The sequence below is a fragment of the Joostella atrarenae genome, from assembly GCF_021764745.1.
Taxonomy (GTDB): Bacteria; Bacteroidota; Bacteroidia; order Flavobacteriales; family Flavobacteriaceae; genus Galbibacter; species Galbibacter atrarenae.
Genome location: NZ_JAETXX010000010.1, coordinates 118,250 through 138,913, shown reverse-complemented (window position 1 = coordinate 138,913; position 20,664 = coordinate 118,250). Strand labels below are relative to the sequence as shown.

The following is a 20,664-nucleotide window of genomic DNA, read 5'->3' as shown; positions in this document are numbered from 1 at the left end:
TAAAAGCAACGAAAGAATAATTTAGTTGATTGAAAGTATAGTCTTTATCCTATGTGCCTTAAAACACAAACTCCAAATTCCCTGTAATAGAGAACGGCCTAGCATCTGGAATATCTAAATAATTACCTCGGAAGTTAAAATCTATACGAAGGAGTTTAAAAATGTTAGCAATTCCAAAGGAATACTCGTAGTAAACTTCATCTGTTGGAGCTCTAAGCATAGCTCCCGCTGGTGCACTTAATGCAATATTAGCATCAGAAATCTCTCCCCAAACAGCTCGCAAACCTACTATCTCTCTTAAATCTAATTTCTTCATAAACGGAATTTTAGCTAGCAATCTTCCGTTAAAATTATGTTCAATCTGCCCAGAAACATACGTATCTGTTACAAACTCATAGAAATTTAAGTTAGGAAATGTATTAAAGATGGAAAAATAAGTCTGGTTACCTGGAATAGGACTTAACAAACTTAATGGCACTTCTCCAAAAGTTTTTCCTGCTTCTACTGTTGTTATGGTACGCCCTAACCCTCCTAATTGAAACGGCTGACGATAATAAAATTGTAGCTTCTCATAATTAAAATCACTTTCTAAAAAGCCTTTTAATCCCGCGGTATAAACTAAATATAAACGAGCATAATTACGATTTACATCATTTCTCTCCACTCCATATCCAGTTGTTTTTCTACCTGGAGTTACATCCAAAGAAATATTAACATCATATTGCTTGGTTTCGCTAGAAATTCCTCCTGGAGCATCAGGATCCACATAATCTAAATTAAAATCATCTGGCAATGCCGAGCGTAAGGTTCTAAAGTTTGTTTCTGTCTTTAAAACAAAATTCTTTAAAGGCTCATACTCTATCCCAAAAGTAGTAAGATTGATATCCGTTAAAGTATTATTACTTCCAGCGGTGAAAATTGCAGAAGACGCAAAGCTTCTTCCTAAAACATCAGACGAAGAAGTTAAGCTTGTTCCTAATTGCTCGATATCTCTACGAGTACCTCCAGAAATAATCAATCTATTTTTTCTATCTAAAAGCCATTTTCCAGAAAACCCGTATTTAAACTTTTTGTCTTTAAAACCGTAAGCGGTATACCCTTGTAATCTCCATGGGTCATTTGGACCAAAATAAGTTCTTCCTCCAGCACGAAGTCGAATCCCTTCAGCTTCATTATATCCAAAACTTGAGTATATAGGTCCGAAATCTATATTTAACTTCGGAATCTCAATATAACCAGAAACTAAAATAGTTGTCAAATCGTATAAGCGCTTAAACTTAGGAACTGTTTTTAGAGTATCTAACATCTTATAAACCCCTTTTTCATCCTCATTTAAGCTTTCTAACCTATTTTCAGCCCAGAACGTAGTATCTCTATTATAGATTAACTCATTATAAGGATCTACCCGCTTTGTATAAAAACTTTTAGGCTTCTCCTTATTAAATTCGTAGTTATTATAAACTGTAGTTCGCTTTCCGTAAAGTCCACGTGACTCCTCCTTTTTTCGCAAACTAAAATCACTCAACAAATAATCCCTTTTCAGTAGAAAAACAGAATCGTTAAGCACTTCAAACTCTTGCTCGATATATAATTCTTTAACCCAGTTTACGTTAGCACTTTTAGACACTTGCATATTTATGTCTTTAACTGCAAAAGTGGTATCGTTCACCCAAAAATTACCCTTAAAGGTCATTTCATTTTTCCTTCTAGGATAATAAACAATATTATAACACCACTTATTATCTACGTATGAACTGTCGGTAAGAACATAATTATAGACATCCACTCCAGTTTTAGATAGCGGACTTACAAAGCTCTTATTGAAGAGTTTTATATAATTATTGTAAATATTATAGTCCGCGTAAAGGTCTTTTACAAAAGATATTACGCTTTGATTGGTATTAAAACCAGAGTTCTTATTCCCTACAAGTCTTTCTATTTTTTCATTAATCTTATTATCTCCATGCACTTCGGAGACCGCTTCATTAATAAAAATTGGAAGATATGTTTTACCAGTTACATTAGAAGTATCTACTTGATCAAAAATAAATTCCATTCCATTAAAAATCTTCTTGCTCATAAAAGCACTATCGATAGTATTGAAATCGAATTCTATTTTTTCATATTTATCGTATTTATATTGATCAAAAAGATAAATACCATTTTGGCGCTTCTTTGCCCAAACTTTTTTAAGAATTTCAATTGCAGGATTTCCTTTTTTAGGCTGCTTTCCTACGTAAAGAACTACTTCATCGAGCTCTTCTCCTTCTCTTAAAACTACTTTAAGATCGTAATTAACTTTCTTTTCTAGCTTAATTTCTTCTGAAGCATATCCTAATAAAGTGACGGAAAGAAGGTCATGAGTAGTATCAGATTCTAGATAAAAACGCCCTTCTTCATTAGTAATAGTTCCTTCTGTAGAGTTAGGGAACATCACATTAGCATAAGGAATTTCTATCCCTGAACCGTCAACAACGACACCGCTAACTTTAGTTTGTGCACAAAGTGTTATTGAAAAAAATAATAAGGATAAGGATAGTATATACTTCATAAATAAATAAAAAACTTCACTGGCTAAATATAGTCAGTGAAGTTATATTAACGAAAAAAATCGCTTATTTGTATAAAACTTTTTTTACAGCCTTAACAACATCACCAGAATTAGGCAACCATTCTTCTAAAAGAACAGGTGAATATGGTGCAGGAGTATCTGCTGTATTTATTTTGATAATTGGAGCATCTAAGAAATCAAATGCTTGAGATTGCACTTGGTATGTAATCTCTGTAGCTATATTTCCGAAAGGCCAAGCTTCTTCTAAAATCACTAAACGATTTGTTTTCTTTACTGATTTTAAAATCGTGTCATGATCCATTGGTCTTATTGTTCTAAGATCAATAATCTCACAGCTAATTCCTTCTTTTTCTAATTCTTCAGCTGCTTTATATGCTTCTTTAATAATTTTTCCGAATGAAACAATAGTCACATCATTCCCTTCTCTTTTGATATCTGCTACTCCTAATGGAATTGTATAATCATCCTCTGGAATTTCACCTTTATCACCATACATCTGCTCAGACTCCATAAAGATAACAGGGTCGTTATCACGAATAGAAGCTTTTAATAATCCCTTTGCATCATATGGATTAGAAGGAACCACCACTTTTAGTCCTGGACAGTTAGCGAACCAACTTTCAAAAGCTTGAGAGTGTGTTGCTCCTAATTGACCAGCAGAAGCTGTAGGACCACGAAAAACGATTGGACAACTTAATTGACCACCCGACATCTGACGGATCTTTGCAGCATTGTTAATTATCTGATCGATTCCAACTAATGCAAAGTTGAAAGTCATGAATTCAATAATAGGTCTGTTTCCATTCATTGCAGAACCAACACCTATTCCAGCAAAACCAAGCTCAGAAATTGGTGTATCTAAAACTCGATCAGGGCCAAACTCGTCCAACATTCCTTTAGAAGCTTTATAAGCACCATTGTATTCTGCTACTTCTTCTCCCATTAAGTAAATGGATTCATCTGCACGCATCTCTTCGCTCATCGCCTGGGCTATTGCTTCTCTAAACTGAATTGTTTTCATCTATTTTATTTGATATTATTAAAGTCTATTTTTTTAAGCATAGCAAAAATAGTAATTCTAAAACAACTATCTTAATAAGATTTTAATAAAAAATTATTATGCATGCATAGCATATTTTAGAAATTATCAGTATCTTCGTAACTCATTTAGTAAAATCACAAAAAATTACCTAAAATATGAAGATATTAGTGTGTATAAGCCACGTACCAGACACTACGTCAAAGATAAATTTTACTGACGGAGATTCAAAGTTTGATACAAATGGTGTGCAATTTGTTATAAACCCAAACGATGAGTTTGGATTAACACGTGCCATGTGGTTCAAAGAGAAACAAGGAGCTACAGTAACTGTAGTGAATGTTGGAGGTGCAGAAACAGAGCCTACACTTAGAAAAGCGTTGGCTATAGGTGCAGATGAAGCTATAAGAATTAATACAAATCCTACGGATGGTTTTTTTGTTGCAAAGCAATTAGCTGCTATTGCAGGCGATTATGACTTAGTGATTGCCGGAAGAGAATCTATCGATTACAATGGAGGGATGGTTCCTGGAATGTTAGCTACCATATTAGGAGCTAATTATGTTAATAATTGTATCAGTTTAGAGGTAGAAGGAGAAACTGCTACCGCTATTCGTGAGATTGACGGCGGTAAAGAAACGCTTAAAACCACTTTCCCACTTGTTATTGGTGGACAAAAAGGATTGGTAGAAGAAAGTGATCTTAAAATACCTAACATGAGAGGTATTATGATGGCTCGTAAAAAAGCTCTTAATGTAATGGAGCCTGTAGCTGGTGAAAACACAACTAAAGCTGTTGCTTTTGAGAAACCAGATGCTAAAGGAGCAATAAAATTAGTTTCACCAGATAATTTAGACGAACTCGTTAGTCTTTTACACAACGAAGCTAAAGTAATATAACAATATACAAAGTGAAATATATAAAGACAGCTATATGATATACTCTATAGCTTAACTTTTAAAAATTCAACTTTATAACTTTATAATAAAAAATATATGTCTGTTCTTGTTTATACTGAAACGGAAAACGGAAAACTTAAAAAAACAGCTCTTGAAGTTGCGTCTTATGCTAAAGGAATTGCCGATATGCTTGGGACTGATGTAACTGCAGTTACTATAAATGCAGATGATGCTAGCGAACTAGGTAAATATGGAGTTGCTAAAATTCTTTCCGTTAAAAATGATAAATTAAATAATTTTAATGCAAAAACCTATGCTGATGTACTAAAACAAGCTGCCGATAAAGAAAGCAGTAAAGTTGTAGTAGTAAGTTCTAGTGCTAATGCTAAATTCATGGCACCTATATTGGCCATCAATCTTAACGCAGGTTACGCACCAAATGTAGTTGCATTACCAGAAAGTGATAGTCCTTTTAAAGTAAAACGTACTGCTTTTACAAACAAGGCTTTTAATACTACTGAAATTACTACGGATGTAAAACTTTTAGGTTTATCTAAAAATGCCTTCGGATTAAAAGAAAGCGATGGTGCTGCTACTGCTGAAGATTTTTCACCTTCATTAAATGAAGGAGATTTCTCTACGGAAGTAACTTCTGTAGACAAGGTTACTGGACAAGTAACAATTGCTGATGCTGAAATTGTAGTTTCTGCAGGTCGTGGATTAAAAGGCCCAGAAAATTGGGGAATGGTAGAAGAATTAGCAGATGTTTTAGGTGCTGCAACGGCATGTTCTAAGCCAGTTTCTGATATGGGATGGCGTCCACATGGAGAACACGTTGGACAAACAGGAAAACCTGTAGCCGCAAATTTATATATCGCAATTGGTATTTCTGGAGCAATTCAACATTTAGCTGGAATAAATGCTTCTAAAGTAAAAGTTGTTATTAACAACGACCCGGAAGCTCCTTTCTTTAAGGCTGCTGACTACGGTGTTGTTGGAGATGCCTTTGAAGTAGTTCCTCAACTAATAGAAAAATTGAAAGAATTTAAAGCGAATAACGCATAATTTTTGTTAAATTGTGCCCCTAAAGGGCTGTCTAAATTATGGGATCTGCCCATTGTTTAGACAGCCTTTGCTATTTTTAATGATGTATGAGTTTAGTAAAATTAAACATAAAAGGGATTTCTTATAGTCAGACCCAAAATGGAGCTTACGCCCTAATATTGAACGAAGTAGACGGTGAAAGAAAGCTACCAATTGTTATTGGTGCATTCGAAGCTCAATCTATTGCTATAGCCCTTGAAAAAGAAATAAAGCCACCAAGACCTCTTACCCACGACCTATTTAAAAGTTTTGCAGATAGGTTCGAAATTGTGGTAAAACAGGTTATAATTCATAAATTAGTAGATGGTGTTTTCTATTCTAGTATTATTTGCGAGCGAGATAAGATCGAAGAGATTATAGATGCTAGAACTAGTGATGCCATTGCATTAGCATTACGTTTTAATGCTCCTATTTTTACCTACAAAAACATACTTGATAAAGCTGGAATCTTTTTAAAATTCTCACCCAAAGAAGAAGGAGAAGAAGACAGCAAAGAGAGCATTAGTGTAGATGAGATTTTTAGCAATGAAGAGGTTCCAAAAAATGAAACCTCGTACAATGCTCAATCTCTTCAAGAACTATACACCATGCTTGACAGCGCTGTTTCTAATGAAGATTATGAAAAAGCAGCTAAAATAAGAGACGAAATCTCGAAAAGAGAAGAGAAATAAATATTTAGAAATCTTTCTTTAAACTATTAACAAAAATAAAGGGAGCGCAATAAAATGGACTTAGCAAGTAGATTCATGCTATACATTACTAATTAAACCTGCTCTTAGGTAATAAATAAAAACGTGTTGAAAAAAATACTATTTCTACTATTAGCCATTTGTTTTTCAGGGACAGCATTAGCTCAGAATATTGAGAAAAAATGGATCTCTTCAGAAAATTCTACTGTAAAGAATGCTATTCAGCAGCTCACATTTAAAGGCGGAGATTTTAATTACAAAAGAAACAACCAGTCATATACAGGGAGTTTTATCACTCAGAATGACAACCTCATTTTTTTATATGATACGCCCAGAAGCACCGTAGGAAAATTTAAAATTCTAGAAATTACTGACTCCACGTTAGTCATTAAAAACAAAAAAGGAGAGCACAGCCTTGTTGTAGCTCCAAAAGAATCTGCCATGGCTACGGCAGGTAAAACAGATCAGATAATCCCGAATCAAGGTTTTACTATGAATAGCCTATGGAGAGGGATTTTAGGAATGTTCACGCTCCTACTCATTGCATTTATATTTAGTAGTAACAGAAAGGCAATTAATTGGAAGACTGTAGGAATAGGCCTTGCAGCACAATTAATTTTAGCTGTAGGAGTATTGGAAGTTTCATTTGTTCAAAAAATATTCGAATGGATAGGTAGTATTTTTGTGCTTGTATTAGATTTTACAGCAGCTGGAAGTGAGTTCTTATTAGGAGATTTAATGAATGCAGATAGCTTTGGTTACATCTTTTTATTCCAAGTATTACCAACTATCATTTTCTTTTCTGCCTTAACTTCTGTTTTATTTTACTTAGGAGTAATTCAAGTAATCGTAAAGGGAATGGCTATCGGTCTTTCTAAATTATTAGGAATTTCTGGAGCGGAGAGTTTATCTGTAGCAGGAAATATATTCCTAGGACAAACAGAAGCGCCATTAATGATTAAAGCTTACTTAGAAAGAATGACAAGGTCGGAAATTCTTCTTGTTATGATTGGAGGAATGGCTACCGTTGCCGGAGGTGTATTGGCTGCCTATATAGGATTTTTAGGAGGCGACGACCCTGTTCTAAGAATTCAATTTGCAAAACATCTACTAGCAGCATCTGTTATGGCTGCTCCTGGAGCAATTGTAATATCCAAAATGCTTTACCCACAACAAGAAGAGGTAAACACTAACGTAGATGTCTCTACAGATAAAATTGGATCTAATATCCTTGATGCTATTGCAAACGGTACTACTGAAGGTTTAAAATTAGCTGCAAATGTTGGAGCTATGCTTTTAGTTTTCATAGCATTTATTGCTATGATAAATTATATATTAGAGTGGATTGGAGACTTTACAACATTAAATGCAATCTTGAAAGAGAACACTCCTTATGAATCCTTTTCTCTAGAATCTATTCTCGGATTTATTTTCGCTCCTCTTATGTGGCTTATTGGTGTTGCCAAAGAAGACATGATGCTTATGGGGCAATTACTAGGAATTAAACTCGCAGCTAGTGAATTTGTGGGATATGTACAATTAGCTGGATTGAAAGATGTTGCCAATGTAACCCATTTTACCTATAATAAGTCGGTGATTATGGCGACCTATATGTTATGTGGCTTTGCCAATTTTGCCTCTATAGGCATCCAAATTGGAGGTATTGGTTCTTTAGCTCCTGGTCAGCGTAAAAACTTATCGGAATTTGGAATGAAAGCTGTTCTTGGGGGTTCTTTAGCATCTTTATTATCGGCTACTATCGCAGGAATGATAATTGGGTAACACTAGTTTAAAATCCGACTTAATAATCTGTATAATGATGACCTTTATTACGACTAAAAGTGTTAGTTAATAACCTTTTGATAAAATAAAAAGTCATTGCACAAGTTTTTGAAAGGCATTTTCTATTTTCGTAAAAATTTGCGTTAGGGATTGAAGCAAGGTAACGTGTACCACGATGCCTGCCGGTAAGCAACAAGCCCAAACCAACTTTTTTTGTTGGGAAACGCCCAAATAAATATATCACTTAGATTACATAAAAATGAAGCAGTATCACGATCTTGTTAAGCATGTATTGGCTAACGGAAATGAAAAAGGAGATAGAACTGGAACGGGAACAAAGAGCGTTTTCGGGTACCAAATGCGATTCGATTTAAGTGAAGGTTTTCCTATGGTTACCACAAAAAAACTACACTTAAAATCTATTGTTTATGAATTGTTATGGTTCCTAAATGGTGATACTAATATAAAATACTTACAAGACAACGGAGTTCGTATCTGGAATGAATGGGCGGATGAAAATGGTGATTTAGGTCCTGTTTATGGCCATCAGTGGAGAAATTGGAACAGCGAAGAGATTGATCAGATTAAAGAGGTTGTAGAGACTTTAAAAAATAATCCAAACAGTCGTAGAATGTTAGTTTCCGCATGGAATCCTAGTGTTTTACCAGACACTTCTGTTTCTTTTTCTGAGAACGTTGCCAATGGCAAAGCTGCTTTGCCTCCATGTCATGCGTTCTTTCAGTTTTATGTTGCCGACGGAAAACTATCATGTCAATTATATCAACGTAGTGCAGATATCTTCTTAGGAGTTCCATTTAATATTGCCTCCTACGCATTGTTTACTATGATGATGGCTCAAGTTTGTGGTTATGAAGCTGGAGACTTTATACACACTTTTGGTGATGCGCATATCTACAACAATCATTTAGAGCAACTAGAACTACAATTATCTAGAGAACCTAAACCGCTTCCTAAAATGATTTTAAACCCTGAAGTAAAAAACATTTTTGATTTTAAATTTGAAGATTTTACTTTAGAAAACTATGAACACCATCCTCACATCAAAGGAACTGTTGCTATTTAAACCAAGCCTTTATAAAAATTATTTTTATATTTTGAGAATACTTGATGTTTAATTCTGTTGATATAATTTTATCTATATTTATAATCTAAGCTAACCAAAGAATAGATTATGAATATTTTAAAATTTATAATTGCATTTTTTATTTCAAATTTCAGCTATTCACAAGTAGATACCTATATCTTTTCTGAAGTTGATGAAATCCCGTATTTTACAAATAGCGAATGCGATATTAAAACTGAAGAATGTTTTAAGACAGATTTACTATCACATATACAAAAAGTATTTTCCTACCCTGAAACTGCATATCAAAATGGAATTGAAGGCAAAGTTTACGTTCAATTTAAAATTAATAAGGATGGATATTTCACAGATGTTAAAGCCAGGAGTAAAGACTCTTTATTTCAAAGCGAAGGAATTAGAATAATAAAATCTCTTCCTAAAATCACTCCTGCTTTTATAGACAAAAATCCTGTTTCTACTGTATATTCATACGCTATTCATTTTAATATTGATGAAGAAAAAACTATCTCTTCTTATGATAAAGTAGCTAAAGCCCCAGTAATATTTCAAAACTGCAAGAGAAAAACTTCAGATGTAGAATGCTTTAAGAAGGAGCTTTTTGATTTTATGTTTGACCATTTAGAACATAAAAACTTAAGCTCAACTAATTATAATCAAACATCATCAAAAGAGATAGAATATATAGCTAAGTTTTATATAGAAATTTCCACTTCTGGAGCGATTGAAAATCTAACCGTCGTTTCTAATAACAAATCTTTAAAAAGTGAAATTGAAAGAATTTTTAATGAAAATAAAATATCATTAATACCCGCTTCAAATAGCGAGGGGAATTCAATTCCGTGCTATTTTTCAGATGAACTAAAAATAGTTGCCGTTACTAGAGAGGTGAGACACCCAATTTCAGGACAATATTAAATTACATGTTAACATCTTTTAACTAAGCTTCTTACAAAGCAGTGGTTAAAATTCTTATTTTTAGAAAAAGAATTAAGAAAAAGACTAACTAGATGTTAATGACCAATGAAATTATTAGCAATTTTCTTCAAACGAGAATAGCTACAGAAGAAATATGTGCCCCATTAACTCAAGAAGATTATGTTGTTCAACCCAGCGAACACGTATCACCTCCAAAATGGCATTTAGGTCACACAACTTGGTTCTTTGAGGAATTCGTTTTAAAAAAATTCAATCCCGATTACAAAGAATTCGACTCCCAATATAGTTTTCTTTTTAATAGCTACTACGAAAGTATGGGAGAACGACTTTTGAGAACAAATCGAGGGAATCTTACCCGCCCATCTGTTGAGGAGGTTTATAGATATCGTGATTATGTTACAAATCAGCTTTCCGACTTCTTAGAAGACAATCTAACGGAACAAATCGCCTCAATTGTAATCACTGGAATCCACCACGAAAAACAACATCAAGAACTCTTATTTACAGACATTAAATACATTCTAGGTAGCAATCCTTTATTACCTGCTTATTCAGAAACATTTGAGGAAAATATCGTAGAAAAACAGAAATCTAAATGGATAAAAATTCCTGAAGGTACTTATGAAATTGGACATGTTACAAATGATTTTTGCTTTGATAATGAACTAGGAAAACACAAAGTACATCTTCATAATTATAAAATAGCCAATAAATTAGTCACAAATGAAGAGTATCTAGAGTTTATAAATGACGGGGGATATGAAGACTTTAAATATTGGCATGCTGAAGGCTGGGATTGGATACAAAAAAATAATATAAAATGCCCGTTATATTGGCATAAAGTTGATAATATATGGCAGCAATATACATTTAAAGGACTAAAAACTATTGACCTAGAAACTCCCGTAACCCATATTTCTTATTACGAAGCTTTTGCCTATGCAGAATGGCGTGGACTCCGTCTTCCTACGGAATTTGAATGGGAAGCGGCTCAAGATTTCTTCGATTGGGGAAAACGTTGGGAATGGACAGAAAGTGCTTACCTCCCCTACCCTTATTACAAAAAAGCAGAAGGAGCATTAGGTGAGTATAACGGCAAGTTTATGGTTAATCAAAAAGTACTAAGAGGAGGCTCTGTAGTTACCTCCAAAGACCATACTCGTTATACATATAGAAACTTTTTCCACCCACACTTAAGATGGCAATTCACTGGAATAAGACTTGCCAAAAGATAAATTACATTTAAGAATATATGCCAACATTTTCAAGCATCTTTGAGAAAGATGTATACAAAGGACTAACCGCTTACCCAAAGAACTTATCTTCTAAATATTTTTATGATGAAAAGGGAGATAAAATATTTCAGCAGATAATGAATATGCCGACTTATTATCTTACAAATGCTGAGTATGAAATTATTGAAACTTACAGAAAAGAGCTCGCCAATCTTTTTGATGATGAAAATGGTTTCGATATTATCGAATTGGGCGCTGGCGATGGAAAAAAAACAAAAGTATTATTACGCTATTTAGAACAAAATAAATACAATTTTACATACCAACCCATAGACATTAGTAAATATGCATTGAGGAACTTAAAGGAATCGCTAGGAAGTGAACTCCCAAATTTAAAGGTTATTCCGCAAGAAGGGATGTATTTTGAAATTTTAAATCGATTATCAGAATATAAAAAGCGGAAAAAAGTTATTCTCGTTCTCGGTTCTAATATCGGAAACTTAGTTCATGAAAAAGCAATCGATTTTCTTCAAAATATAAAATCAAGTATGAATGAAGGAGATTTATTATTTATGGGCTTCGATCAGAAAAAACATCCCCAGAAAATCATCAACGCATATAGTGATGAAGAAGGAATAACAGAAGCCTTTAATAAAAACCTACTCACTAGAATTAATAATGAGCTAGATGCTGATTTTAATATTGATAAATTTTTACACTGGGAAACCTACGATCCAGAAACTGGAACTGCTAAAAGTTTTCTTGTAGCTACTGAAGACCAAAACGTAAATATTAAAAAAATAAATTTAGAAGTGAGTTTTAATGCTTGGGAAACATTACACACAGAAGTTTCACAAAAATATGATGATCAAATTGTTAAATGGCTAGCTACAAAAGCAAACCTAAAAGTAATCTCTCAATTTAAAGATAGCAAATGCCTTTTTAAAGATTATCTCTTTTCAATATAACATAAAAACCAACAAGTTATGGAGCAAGAACTAATAAATACCATCCAAAATAAGTTTCATCATTTAGCACAATATTTAGCTGCATTTAGCAATAGCTTTCTCTCTAAAAGGGAAGATGATAGTCAGTCTGCATTATGCTGGTCCGTAGAGAATAGCGCACTCCTATCTCAGAAAATAGACACAATATACTTAGAACTCAATTATAAAGATATTGTTATTAGAATACATAAAGGAGATACATTTAAGGAACTAGATCTATTGGGCTTAACACATAGTGGAATCGACTCATGGATACGCGAAACCATTTCAGATTTCGGATTGAGCGCTGGAGATTACCATTATAATCTTGGGTTTAAAATAAATACTGAATTTGATACTTTTATAACTCTAGATGCTGAAGATGAAAAAATAATTTATCAACTTATAGAAGCTCGTAATATATCTCAGCGTTCATTAGAACACATAAAAAAACTCCATAAAGACACTTCTTCTATTTATGTTTGGCCTCACCATTTCGACACAGGCATGCTCGTTAATGTGAATTCAAATAGTGGATACAGCCTTGGACATGCAATTGCTGACAATACAGTTAATAAACTCCCGTATTATTACGCTAAAGCATGGAGCGACAACACAATAGATTACACCCAATTACCTGCGCTTAATAGAGGGAAATGGGTTTTAGGAGAATGGAATGGAGCTATCGTTTCTATAGATGAGCAATACGATTTAAATACAGTCGAAAACCTTTATGAAAATTTTATCGAGATAATTAAAGATCGACTCTAATTAAACGTGTAATACGGCATTTTCTGCTCCTCCAAAATCATTCCATACAAAAGCATCTGCCTCCTCTTCGTTTGTATACTCACCATCGATGATATAACGAAACTCATAAGAATTATCCTTTGGCAAGTCGAAAGTGCCTTTAAAATTTCCGTTTTTTTGTTTTTTCAATGAAGTTACCTCTGGGTTCCATTCATTGAAATCGCCTACAACTACAACTTGATTAGCTTCTGTTGCAGGAACTGTAAAAGTAATTTTACAAACTGGTCGCGACTTTAAATATTGTTTGGTGATTGACATTTTAGATAAAATTTATTGATTTCTATATGTAAAAGAATAAATTAAATTCTTGATAAACAACTAGAAAACAAATATTTATCGTTTTATTAAAACTGCCTTAACGAAATCAAGAAAAGCATAAAATTTTATTAGAAAAATGTAGAAAATAGAATTATTTATGCTTCAAAATATTAACAATCTTATCTATATCTTTCATGGTATTATAGATATGAAAACTTACTCGAACCCCTGAGCCTCTCATTGAAAAAATTATATTTCGAGATTTTAATGCTGCTATCATTTTATCATCTACATTGAGATTAAATATTGTAGAATGAGGAACTTGTCTTTGAGCAACTTCTTCAGATAATAAGTCTAACGCTGAGAATTTCTCTACTGCGTATTCCGATAACGACTTTAAATGCTTTGTCACCCCTTCCATTCCTATCTCATTAAACTGTTCAATAGAAAACAAAAGGCTACCAAAATTTAATGTATCCAAATGCCCAGGCTCAAAATGACATTTTAAATGGTTTTTATCCTTCTGAAAAGACTCCTCTTGAGGCTCAAATGCTAACGATTTTGGGTATAATAAAGAAACGACAGACTCACTAAAAAGCATATATCCATTCCCATATCCTGCTAACAACCATTTATAACCACTCCCTCCAAAGACATCAATTCCAGCGTCTTTAAATGAAAAACTTTCTGTCCCGCTATACTGAGTTCCATCAGCTATAAAAATAGTGTTAGGATACTCCTTTTTAAGGTCTTTAATAAAGTTTAAATCAATTTTAATCCCATCGATATACTGAACAATGCTAAACGCAAAAATATCAGGCTGGTTATTTTTAAAGGCTGCTCTAATATTTTCCTCAAGATGTTGATCTACCTTTGCAAAAGTAACAGATTTAAAATCGCCACTTACAAAAGGCCAATTAACGGAAGGATAATCGCCGTCTAAAAGTAAAATGCTTTTCTGTTTATCAATTCCATTTACAAGTGTCTTTAAAGCAAATGAAAAATTTGGTGTAAGAATTGTATTGTCTACTTCTGCATTAAAAAAAACAGCAACAGCAGTTCTTATATCTGCAATTTGTTCTTCTAAAGAATCTCTAAATTTACTTCCTCCAATTAAAAAATCGATGTCATGTCCTTGACGCCACTCCATCAAACTTTCGTACATAAGTCCAGAGGCAGCTGTATTAGCATATGTATATTGGCTAATTATTGGGAAATCTCTTGAGAAGTTATCTATTGTCATTACAATAATTTAAAATTTACACAAAAAACAATAAGCTATAAAACTATTCTAGCATCTACTAAGTAAAGAAATTCCAAACTACTCCAAAGCGTACAATAAAGTCTCGATATGGGTAATTTGGTGCTGTATAAAAATTATTATCTCCGAATGGAGAATTAAAGTGTTCTGCTTTTAAATAGATTCTAGTTCGTCTAACTTTTACATTTATAAAGAAATCAATCATAGGGAAACCTCCTATTTCCTCTCTATCTTGAACCAATAGCTCCCCTAAAACGGGACTATAAGAATTCATATAGTATTTACTAAAATATTTTGCAGTAATACCAGTTTGAAGATATAAAGCCTTTTTAAATAAATGATTAGAATAATATAAAGTGTTTCTTGTTACAATTTGAGGCACATTAACAATATTCTCACTTTGACTCACATTTTGATACATGATTGTATTTGCAAATCCCCATTTTCGTAAAAAATGTAAATCGTTACTAAGCTTTACTTTTAAAGAATTTATAGAGCCATCAAATTGTGTTGGAGTCACTAATTGCACATCATCTAAAACTGAAGAAATAGAATCTCCCGTATCTAAATTTTCAGCAAAATAAGAGTATTTATCACGTACCGTATATGCAACACTCAAACTCCCCCATTTTTTAGAGTTTATACTCCCTTCCAAAGTGCTTAATTTCTGCTTTTCAAAAGTATCAACATTCACCCAATTATAAGCTTCGTAATCACTCTGATATAATAAGAAATTAAAATTAGGAAGACGAGAAGACACATGTAAGTTAGCATCTACATTAATATCTTTTGTTAGCTGGTATTCCATTTCAGCATTAAAAGTAGTTCCTCCAAGATCACCAACGATATTCTGTGTAAAATCTCCTGCCAGTAAAAAACCACCTAATTGCTTCTTAAATTTACCTCCAACAGAAATCTCATTATCCCTCAATTGATTAGGTATAACCCCATTTGGGGTCTCCACTATACTATTAAAGTAATAATTGTATTTATAGAAATTCACCAAGAAAGTAGCTTCTCCTATTATTTTATTATTATAGTTTAGGTTTAACTGATTGTTAAACGTCTTTAGTCTAGCCCTGTCATTAATGTCTGAACTTTGGTAAGAATCTCCAAAATATGAATTTTCTGAGTCTTGTCGATATTCGTACGTTTTAGTTTCGTACGTTAATTTATGCCCAATAGAAAGTCCATAGTTTCGTAAAGAATCTGCTTCTTTAAAAAGGTAAAATCTATGATCTAAAAAATACCTTTTCCCTAACAAGAAGTTTTCAGCATCCTCGAATCTAACATCAATTCTAGAACGATCTGTAAACTCATCATCACCAGATGTAAACTGCTCTGGAACAGCTAACCCACCATTCTCTTCATTTAAAATATCTTGAGATGTATAATGTCCTCGTAATTGATATTTCTCATTCTTAGTATGGTAATTTGTAGTAAATCTAAAATTCCCTGTGCTAGACAATATATGTTGATACTTACCTAAAGAACGCATTCCTTTATAGGCAATGGATACATTTAATTGAGGTGAAGTATTTAAAGTAATCATGGCGTCTAGAATCTGCCCTTGTTCCATGACCGTTTTATAAAATAATTCTGTAGTTGGTGTTGGCACTCTATAATAATCTATATCCTCTATTTCCATATAGTTATTATACTTAGCCTCCTGCCCCATTCTTGGGTAAAAACCTTTCTCTTCTAAATCTGCTCCTAATTTATTATAGGTTTGTCCTACGTTTGCAAAAGGAAGTAATTCAAAATCATCTTTTCTTAAATAGTTGTACTTATACTCCTTCTGTACCGTAAGTGTTGTATCAAAAGTAGTTGTATCTCTAGCATAAGAAATAATCTTATAATCTTCTATTGGAAAATCATCGTCCTTTTTCTTCTTACCTGATTCTCCTTTCTTTGATATTACAAGTGTGGTATCTTTTACTACTCTAGTTCCTGGTTCTTCTTGAGCGTTTGCCACACCAAGGAATATTACTAAAAAGAAAAATAAGAAATAAAAATTCTTCATTCATTTTGATTTGAAAACAAAGGTATATTATTTGAGCGAAATCCTGATAGCTGTATTTATTATTTTATGCTCAAAAACACCAATATAACCTATAAGTTTTTAACTTTGATTGTTCAAAATAGCCATTTCTAGGCACATAAATAACGATTAAAATGTATAAATCGTATAGTAAACTCATAGAAGCTGGCACAGATGAAGCTGGAAGAGGGTGCCTTGCTGGACCTGTAACTGCTGCAGCTGTAATTTTACCTTCTGATTTTAAGAATGATATTATTAATGATTCCAAACAATTATCGGAAATAAAGCGCAAGCTATTAAAACCAATAATAGAAAAAGACGCTAGCTGCTTTGGTGTTGCCCATATATACCCAGATGTAATTGATAAAATAAATATATTAAATGCTTCTATTTTAGGAATGCATAAAGCTTTAGAGCAATTAACCTCTCCAATAGAGCATATTATAGTTGATGGAAATAAATTCAAACCATACAATGATGTTCCACACCAATGCATCATAAAAGGAGATAGTAAATACCTAAGTATTGCTGCAGCTTCTATTTTAGCTAAAACCTATCGAGATGCATATATGGAGCAAATACATGAAGAATTTCCGATGTATAATTGGAAAAAAAACAAAGGATATCCAACAAAAGAACACCGCGAAGCTATAAGAAAGTACGGAGTGACAAAATACCATAGAACTTCCTTTAGATTATTACCTGAGCAATTAAAATTAGAGCTATAAAAAGAGTCTGGTTAAAAATGGCTACAGTGATTTTATATAGCTAAACTGTACTTTTTAAGGTTGTGTGCCATCGCAATTAGCCCGATTTCTACATTTACTTTATCAATTCCTCTTAACATAAAGCGTTTAAAATTCATATTGTGTTTTATGTTTCCAAAAACGGCTTCCACATCCCAGCATCGTTGCTTTCTTTTGGCGATGCCTTGCTCACTGGTAAGTAGCATTTTTGCTTTTGCTTTGAGTCTCATTAAATTGTAATTGCGTTCTATGATGCGACTGTCTTTGGATTTATGACAAAGACTTCTAAGTGAGCATCCTTGACAGTTTTGAGCCTGGTAACGATGTATTTCTTGCTCAAACCCATTTTTTGTTTTCTTTTTATAACTACCAATGTTTGTCATGGCTTGCCCCATGGGACAATAATAAGTGTCTGTTTTTTTATTATAATGTAATTGGTCTGGATGGAAGGGGTTGATTTTTCCTTTCTTTTTATCCTGTTGCTCTTTATGGAAGTAATTGTATTTCACAAAAGCCGTTATGTTTTTATCTTCTAAATCTGTATAATTTTCTTCACTGCCATAGCCTGCGTCTGCCGTGAGTGTTTCTGGTGTTTCGTTATAATTTTCAATATGGTCGTTAACGTGGTCTTTTAAGGTAGTGGTATCTGCTGTGGTTTGTGCTAAGGTGTAATTGGTTAGGTATTGGTTATTGGTAGAAGCTTGTAGATTATATCCAGGTTTAAGTTGTCCGTTTTGCATATGGTCGTCTTTCATTCGCATAAAAGTTGCATCAGGATCTGTTTTACTGTAACTATTTCTTTCCTTTAATATAGCTTCCTGATTTTGGTATTTAGCCATGTTTGTTGGCCAATTTTTCTTAGCATAATTAAGCTTTTGCTTTACTTTTTTATCGATCTCTTTCCCTTGTAGTACATCATTAATTTGATTGATAGTGGCTTCAATTTTATCTGCATCTATCGCTTCAAAATCAGGTGTATTTGGGATATGCTGCTCGACTTTATAGACTTTTTCTACATAAGACCAAAGTTCTTTCAACTGTTTTTTAATACGCTCTTTACTTGTTTTTATTGACTTGCCCCATACAAAGGTATAACGATTAGCATTTGCTTCAATCTTAGTGCCATCTACATAAATATCTTTTAAACTAATAACACCTTGTTCAACTAAAAGTAAAACGACTTGGTGAAAAATTTTCTTTAGATGACCTTGTAGCCGCTTTCCTCTAAAGTCATTGATCGTGTTGTGATCTGGTTTATTCTGCCCGCTGAGCCACATAAAATGGATGTTCTCATTTAGAGCCTGTTCTATTTTACGTGAAGAATACAGGTTGCGTAAGTAAGCATAGATAATAACTTTAAGCAACATTCGCGGATGATAGCTTGATGTTCCACCACCTTTATAACTTTTTTCTAAAGCACTAATGTCAATATGGTCGATAATCGTATTTACGATACGAACGGGATGATTCTTTGGAACTAGATCATCATAACTTGGAGGTAAAAGACTTAGCTGGTCTTGGTCATAAGTCTTAAAAACTACTTTTCTGCTCATTCTTAAATTTAAGAATTTACTAGAAAAATGACAATAAAAAAGACTGCCTTTTCAGACAGCCTCTTGATATTAAATTTAATAACATCAGCAAGAGAATAAACTTTTTTTTTAAATGAATCCCCTTGATAATAACAGTATTAATTTTGAGAATTAATATTATTATTATCTTGAATTTCTTGCTGAGGAATTTCAAATGTCAATCTTTCATCGTCGAATGACATTGTTTCTCCTACAAATGATAAATGATTTGCTGCTCGTTTTATACTTGTTTTACCACGCTTCATTGCTAGATAGCTTTTACCCTCTCCCCAAAACTCTAAACGAGTTTGCTTATATATTTCATCTATTAATCCCTGACCACTTAAAGAATTGATGTAAGATGCATCTGACACTCTAGTTGAAACAAAATTCATTAATTCTACTTTCGCCAATTCTTCTTGCCCAGATTTAGCAAGACCCTCTATTTTAAGCAATAATGGCTCTTCATACCTCATATAAACATAATCAGCTTTCACAATTTGAGATGATCCAAAAATTACTCTATCAGAATCATAAAACTTATCTAGTGGTTGCAAGTATCTTGTACTAGAAGAATCATTAAAAAATTGATTTCTACGAACATCGTCTAGTTTCATACTTTCATATAAATCAGCATCTATTGCTTTATTATCTCCCACTGCAGCATAACTATATGAATATGCATCTATCTGTCCCCACCAAGAAACTAAGCTTAATCCAATGTCTTCATTCAAATCGACACCCCACATCCATCCTTGAGAATCAACAGTATTGAAACCACCTAGAATACCATTTATAGATTCATCAGTAGTCATTGGTGATGCACTAGTATTTAGCAATGCATTATTTGAATATGTAACCACATCTTGCCATCTATCTCTTCTAGACGCAAGCACATAAGCCATAATAACCTGTGCTACAGACTCATCAACTTGTGTTTTTGACGGTCTCCCATATCCTTCTAAAAGTCCAATTGCCTTCACTAAATCATTCTCCATTAATTCATACACCTCTTTTGTAGTAGATTTAGAATTCCCTACAAATCCAGGCTCTATGTAAATAGGTAATGTTGCTGAAGTCCAAGAAGCTTCGACATCATTTATCATATATTGAGTTAAATAAAAGTATGAATGCGCTCTCATAGCAAGTGCTTGTCCTAATGTATATTTATTATCATCAGACTCAGGTATTGCATCATTACCCCCTAAACTCTCAATTACAAGGTTGGATAAATTTATAATTCTATAGTAGTAACGCCATACTTGATAATTCTCCTCTTGAGTGAAATCTAATGGAGCCTGATATTCTGTAATTCTAGACCTATACCATCCATAAGTACTAGTAGATAGAGCCATATCACTACAAATCATGTCCCCATAAACATCAAAGCCTTTTTGTCCAAAATCTTGTTGAGAATCCGTACCTCCAGTCCCTGTTGTAAACATAGTTGCATAAATACCTGTTACTGTCGCCTCCCCTAGTTCTGGGTTTTTCTCTATTCCTTCTGCTAATTGATCTGCATTTATTATAGACCCTTCCGGCTCTTCGACTAAAAAGTCATCACCACAGCTAGCAAAAAATAAAGCTAGACATGATACTCCTAATAATTTAATAAAATTTCTTTTCATCC

General features: G+C 33.2%; 17 protein-coding genes. 10 read left to right on the top strand and 7 right to left on the bottom strand.

The window, feature by feature from the left end; translation table 11 throughout:
- Positions 1-58: 58 nt before the first annotated feature.
- Complete coding sequence (locus JM658_RS13870; protein WP_236959877.1) at positions 59-2,551, bottom strand: DUF5686 family protein; 2,493 nt, start codon at positions 2,549-2,551, stop codon at positions 59-61.
- 64 nt (positions 2,552-2,615) lie between these two features.
- A complete protein-coding gene (locus tag JM658_RS13865; protein WP_236959876.1) occupies positions 2,616-3,593 on the bottom strand; it encodes a pyruvate dehydrogenase complex E1 component subunit beta in 978 nt (325 codons plus the stop codon).
- 176 nt (positions 3,594-3,769) lie between these two features.
- On the opposite strand from JM658_RS13865, the gene JM658_RS13860 reads away from it, so the two are divergent.
- The 9 genes from JM658_RS13860 (at position 3,770) to JM658_RS13820 (ending at position 13,118) form a co-directional block, all read left to right on the top strand.
- Positions 3,770-4,510, top strand: a complete 741-nt coding sequence (locus tag JM658_RS13860; RefSeq protein WP_236959875.1) for an electron transfer flavoprotein subunit beta/FixA family protein — start codon at positions 3,770-3,772, stop codon at positions 4,508-4,510.
- A gap of 96 nt (positions 4,511-4,606) precedes the next feature.
- A complete protein-coding gene (locus JM658_RS13855; protein ID WP_236959874.1) occupies positions 4,607-5,575 on the top strand; it encodes an electron transfer flavoprotein subunit alpha/FixB family protein in 969 nt (322 codons plus the stop codon).
- An 86-nt stretch (positions 5,576-5,661) separates the two neighbouring features.
- Positions 5,662-6,285: a bifunctional nuclease family protein gene (locus JM658_RS13850; RefSeq protein ID WP_236959873.1), complete on the top strand. Its 624-nt coding sequence runs from the start codon at positions 5,662-5,664 to the stop codon at positions 6,283-6,285.
- Positions 6,286-6,411: 126 nt separating this feature from the next.
- Entirely contained in the window at positions 6,412-8,085 is a 1,674-nt protein-coding gene (locus JM658_RS13845) for a NupC/NupG family nucleoside CNT transporter (RefSeq protein WP_236959872.1), read from the top strand.
- A gap of 259 nt (positions 8,086-8,344) precedes the next feature.
- Positions 8,345-9,169, top strand: a complete 825-nt coding sequence (locus tag JM658_RS13840) for a thymidylate synthase (protein WP_236959871.1) — start codon at positions 8,345-8,347, stop codon at positions 9,167-9,169.
- 108 nt (positions 9,170-9,277) lie between these two features.
- Positions 9,278-10,105: an energy transducer TonB gene (locus JM658_RS13835; protein ID WP_236959870.1), complete on the top strand. Its 828-nt coding sequence runs from the start codon at positions 9,278-9,280 to the stop codon at positions 10,103-10,105.
- A 92-nt stretch (positions 10,106-10,197) separates the two neighbouring features.
- Complete coding sequence (egtB, locus tag JM658_RS13830; protein ID WP_236959869.1) at positions 10,198-11,361, top strand: ergothioneine biosynthesis protein EgtB; 1,164 nt, start codon at positions 10,198-10,200, stop codon at positions 11,359-11,361.
- Positions 11,362-11,378: 17 nt separating this feature from the next.
- Entirely contained in the window at positions 11,379-12,329 is a 951-nt protein-coding gene (locus tag JM658_RS13825; protein ID WP_236959868.1) for an L-histidine N(alpha)-methyltransferase, read from the top strand.
- A gap of 18 nt (positions 12,330-12,347) precedes the next feature.
- The gene (locus tag JM658_RS13820) at positions 12,348-13,118 is read left to right on the top strand and encodes a hypothetical protein (protein WP_236959867.1); all 771 of its coding nucleotides are present in this window, start codon (positions 12,348-12,350) and stop codon (positions 13,116-13,118) included.
- Here JM658_RS13820 and JM658_RS13815 read toward each other — a convergent pair whose 3' ends face one another.
- The 3 genes from JM658_RS13815 to JM658_RS13805 all read right to left on the bottom strand — a co-directional run bounded on the left by JM658_RS13815 (position 13,119) and on the right by JM658_RS13805 (position 16,699).
- Positions 13,119-13,415 (bottom strand): isoamylase early set domain-containing protein, encoded by a 297-nt coding sequence (locus JM658_RS13815; RefSeq protein ID WP_236959866.1) that lies wholly within the window; start codon positions 13,413-13,415, stop codon positions 13,119-13,121.
- 151 nt (positions 13,416-13,566) lie between these two features.
- Positions 13,567-14,658, bottom strand: coding sequence for an aminotransferase class V-fold PLP-dependent enzyme (locus JM658_RS13810; protein ID WP_236959865.1), 1,092 nt, complete (start codon positions 14,656-14,658; stop codon positions 13,567-13,569).
- Between the two features lie 58 nt (positions 14,659-14,716).
- Positions 14,717-16,699: a putative porin gene (locus tag JM658_RS13805; RefSeq protein ID WP_236959864.1), complete on the bottom strand. Its 1,983-nt coding sequence runs from the start codon at positions 16,697-16,699 to the stop codon at positions 14,717-14,719.
- 152 nt (positions 16,700-16,851) lie between these two features.
- On the opposite strand from JM658_RS13805, the gene JM658_RS13800 reads away from it, so the two are divergent.
- A complete protein-coding gene (locus JM658_RS13800; RefSeq protein ID WP_236959863.1) occupies positions 16,852-17,445 on the top strand; it encodes a ribonuclease HII in 594 nt (197 codons plus the stop codon).
- A 32-nt stretch (positions 17,446-17,477) separates the two neighbouring features.
- Here JM658_RS13800 and JM658_RS13795 read toward each other — a convergent pair whose 3' ends face one another.
- Positions 17,478-19,016: an IS1182 family transposase gene (locus tag JM658_RS13795; protein WP_236959862.1), complete on the bottom strand. Its 1,539-nt coding sequence runs from the start codon at positions 19,014-19,016 to the stop codon at positions 17,478-17,480.
- 137 nt (positions 19,017-19,153) lie between these two features.
- Positions 19,154-20,662, bottom strand: a complete 1,509-nt coding sequence (locus tag JM658_RS13790) for a RagB/SusD family nutrient uptake outer membrane protein (RefSeq protein WP_236959861.1) — start codon at positions 20,660-20,662, stop codon at positions 19,154-19,156.
- Between the last annotated feature and the right edge of the window lie 2 nt (positions 20,663-20,664).

Bases quoted from the DNA above. Each gene is read 5' to 3' on its own strand.
- JM658_RS13820 (WP_236959867.1), top strand. From the start codon at position 12,348: ATGGAGCAAGAACTAATAAATACCATCCAAAATAAGTTTCATCATTTA.
- JM658_RS13860 (WP_236959875.1), top strand. From the start codon at position 3,770: ATGAAGATATTAGTGTGTATAAGCCACGTACCAGACACTACGTCAAAG.
- JM658_RS13840 (WP_236959871.1), top strand. From the start codon at position 8,345: ATGAAGCAGTATCACGATCTTGTTAAGCATGTATTGGCTAACGGAAAT.
- JM658_RS13795 (WP_236959862.1), bottom strand. From the start codon at position 19,016: ATGAGCAGAAAAGTAGTTTTTAAGACTTATGACCAAGACCAGCTAAGT.
- JM658_RS13800 (WP_236959863.1), top strand. From the start codon at position 16,852: ATGTATAAATCGTATAGTAAACTCATAGAAGCTGGCACAGATGAAGCT.
- JM658_RS13865 (WP_236959876.1), bottom strand. From the start codon at position 3,593: ATGAAAACAATTCAGTTTAGAGAAGCAATAGCCCAGGCGATGAGCGAA.
- JM658_RS13825 (WP_236959868.1), top strand. From the start codon at position 11,379: ATGCCAACATTTTCAAGCATCTTTGAGAAAGATGTATACAAAGGACTA.
- JM658_RS13850 (WP_236959873.1), top strand. From the start codon at position 5,662: ATGAGTTTAGTAAAATTAAACATAAAAGGGATTTCTTATAGTCAGACC.
- JM658_RS13870 (WP_236959877.1), bottom strand. From the start codon at position 2,551: ATGAAGTATATACTATCCTTATCCTTATTATTTTTTTCAATAACACTT.
- JM658_RS13805 (WP_236959864.1), bottom strand. From the start codon at position 16,699: ATGAAGAATTTTTATTTCTTATTTTTCTTTTTAGTAATATTCCTTGGT.
- JM658_RS13835 (WP_236959870.1), top strand. From the start codon at position 9,278: ATGAATATTTTAAAATTTATAATTGCATTTTTTATTTCAAATTTCAGC.
- JM658_RS13855 (WP_236959874.1), top strand. From the start codon at position 4,607: ATGTCTGTTCTTGTTTATACTGAAACGGAAAACGGAAAACTTAAAAAA.
- JM658_RS13810 (WP_236959865.1), bottom strand. From the start codon at position 14,658: ATGACAATAGATAACTTCTCAAGAGATTTCCCAATAATTAGCCAATAT.
- egtB (WP_236959869.1), top strand. From the start codon at position 10,198: ATGTTAATGACCAATGAAATTATTAGCAATTTTCTTCAAACGAGAATA.
- JM658_RS13790 (WP_236959861.1), bottom strand. From the start codon at position 20,662: ATGAAAAGAAATTTTATTAAATTATTAGGAGTATCATGTCTAGCTTTA.
- JM658_RS13815 (WP_236959866.1), bottom strand. From the start codon at position 13,415: ATGTCAATCACCAAACAATATTTAAAGTCGCGACCAGTTTGTAAAATT.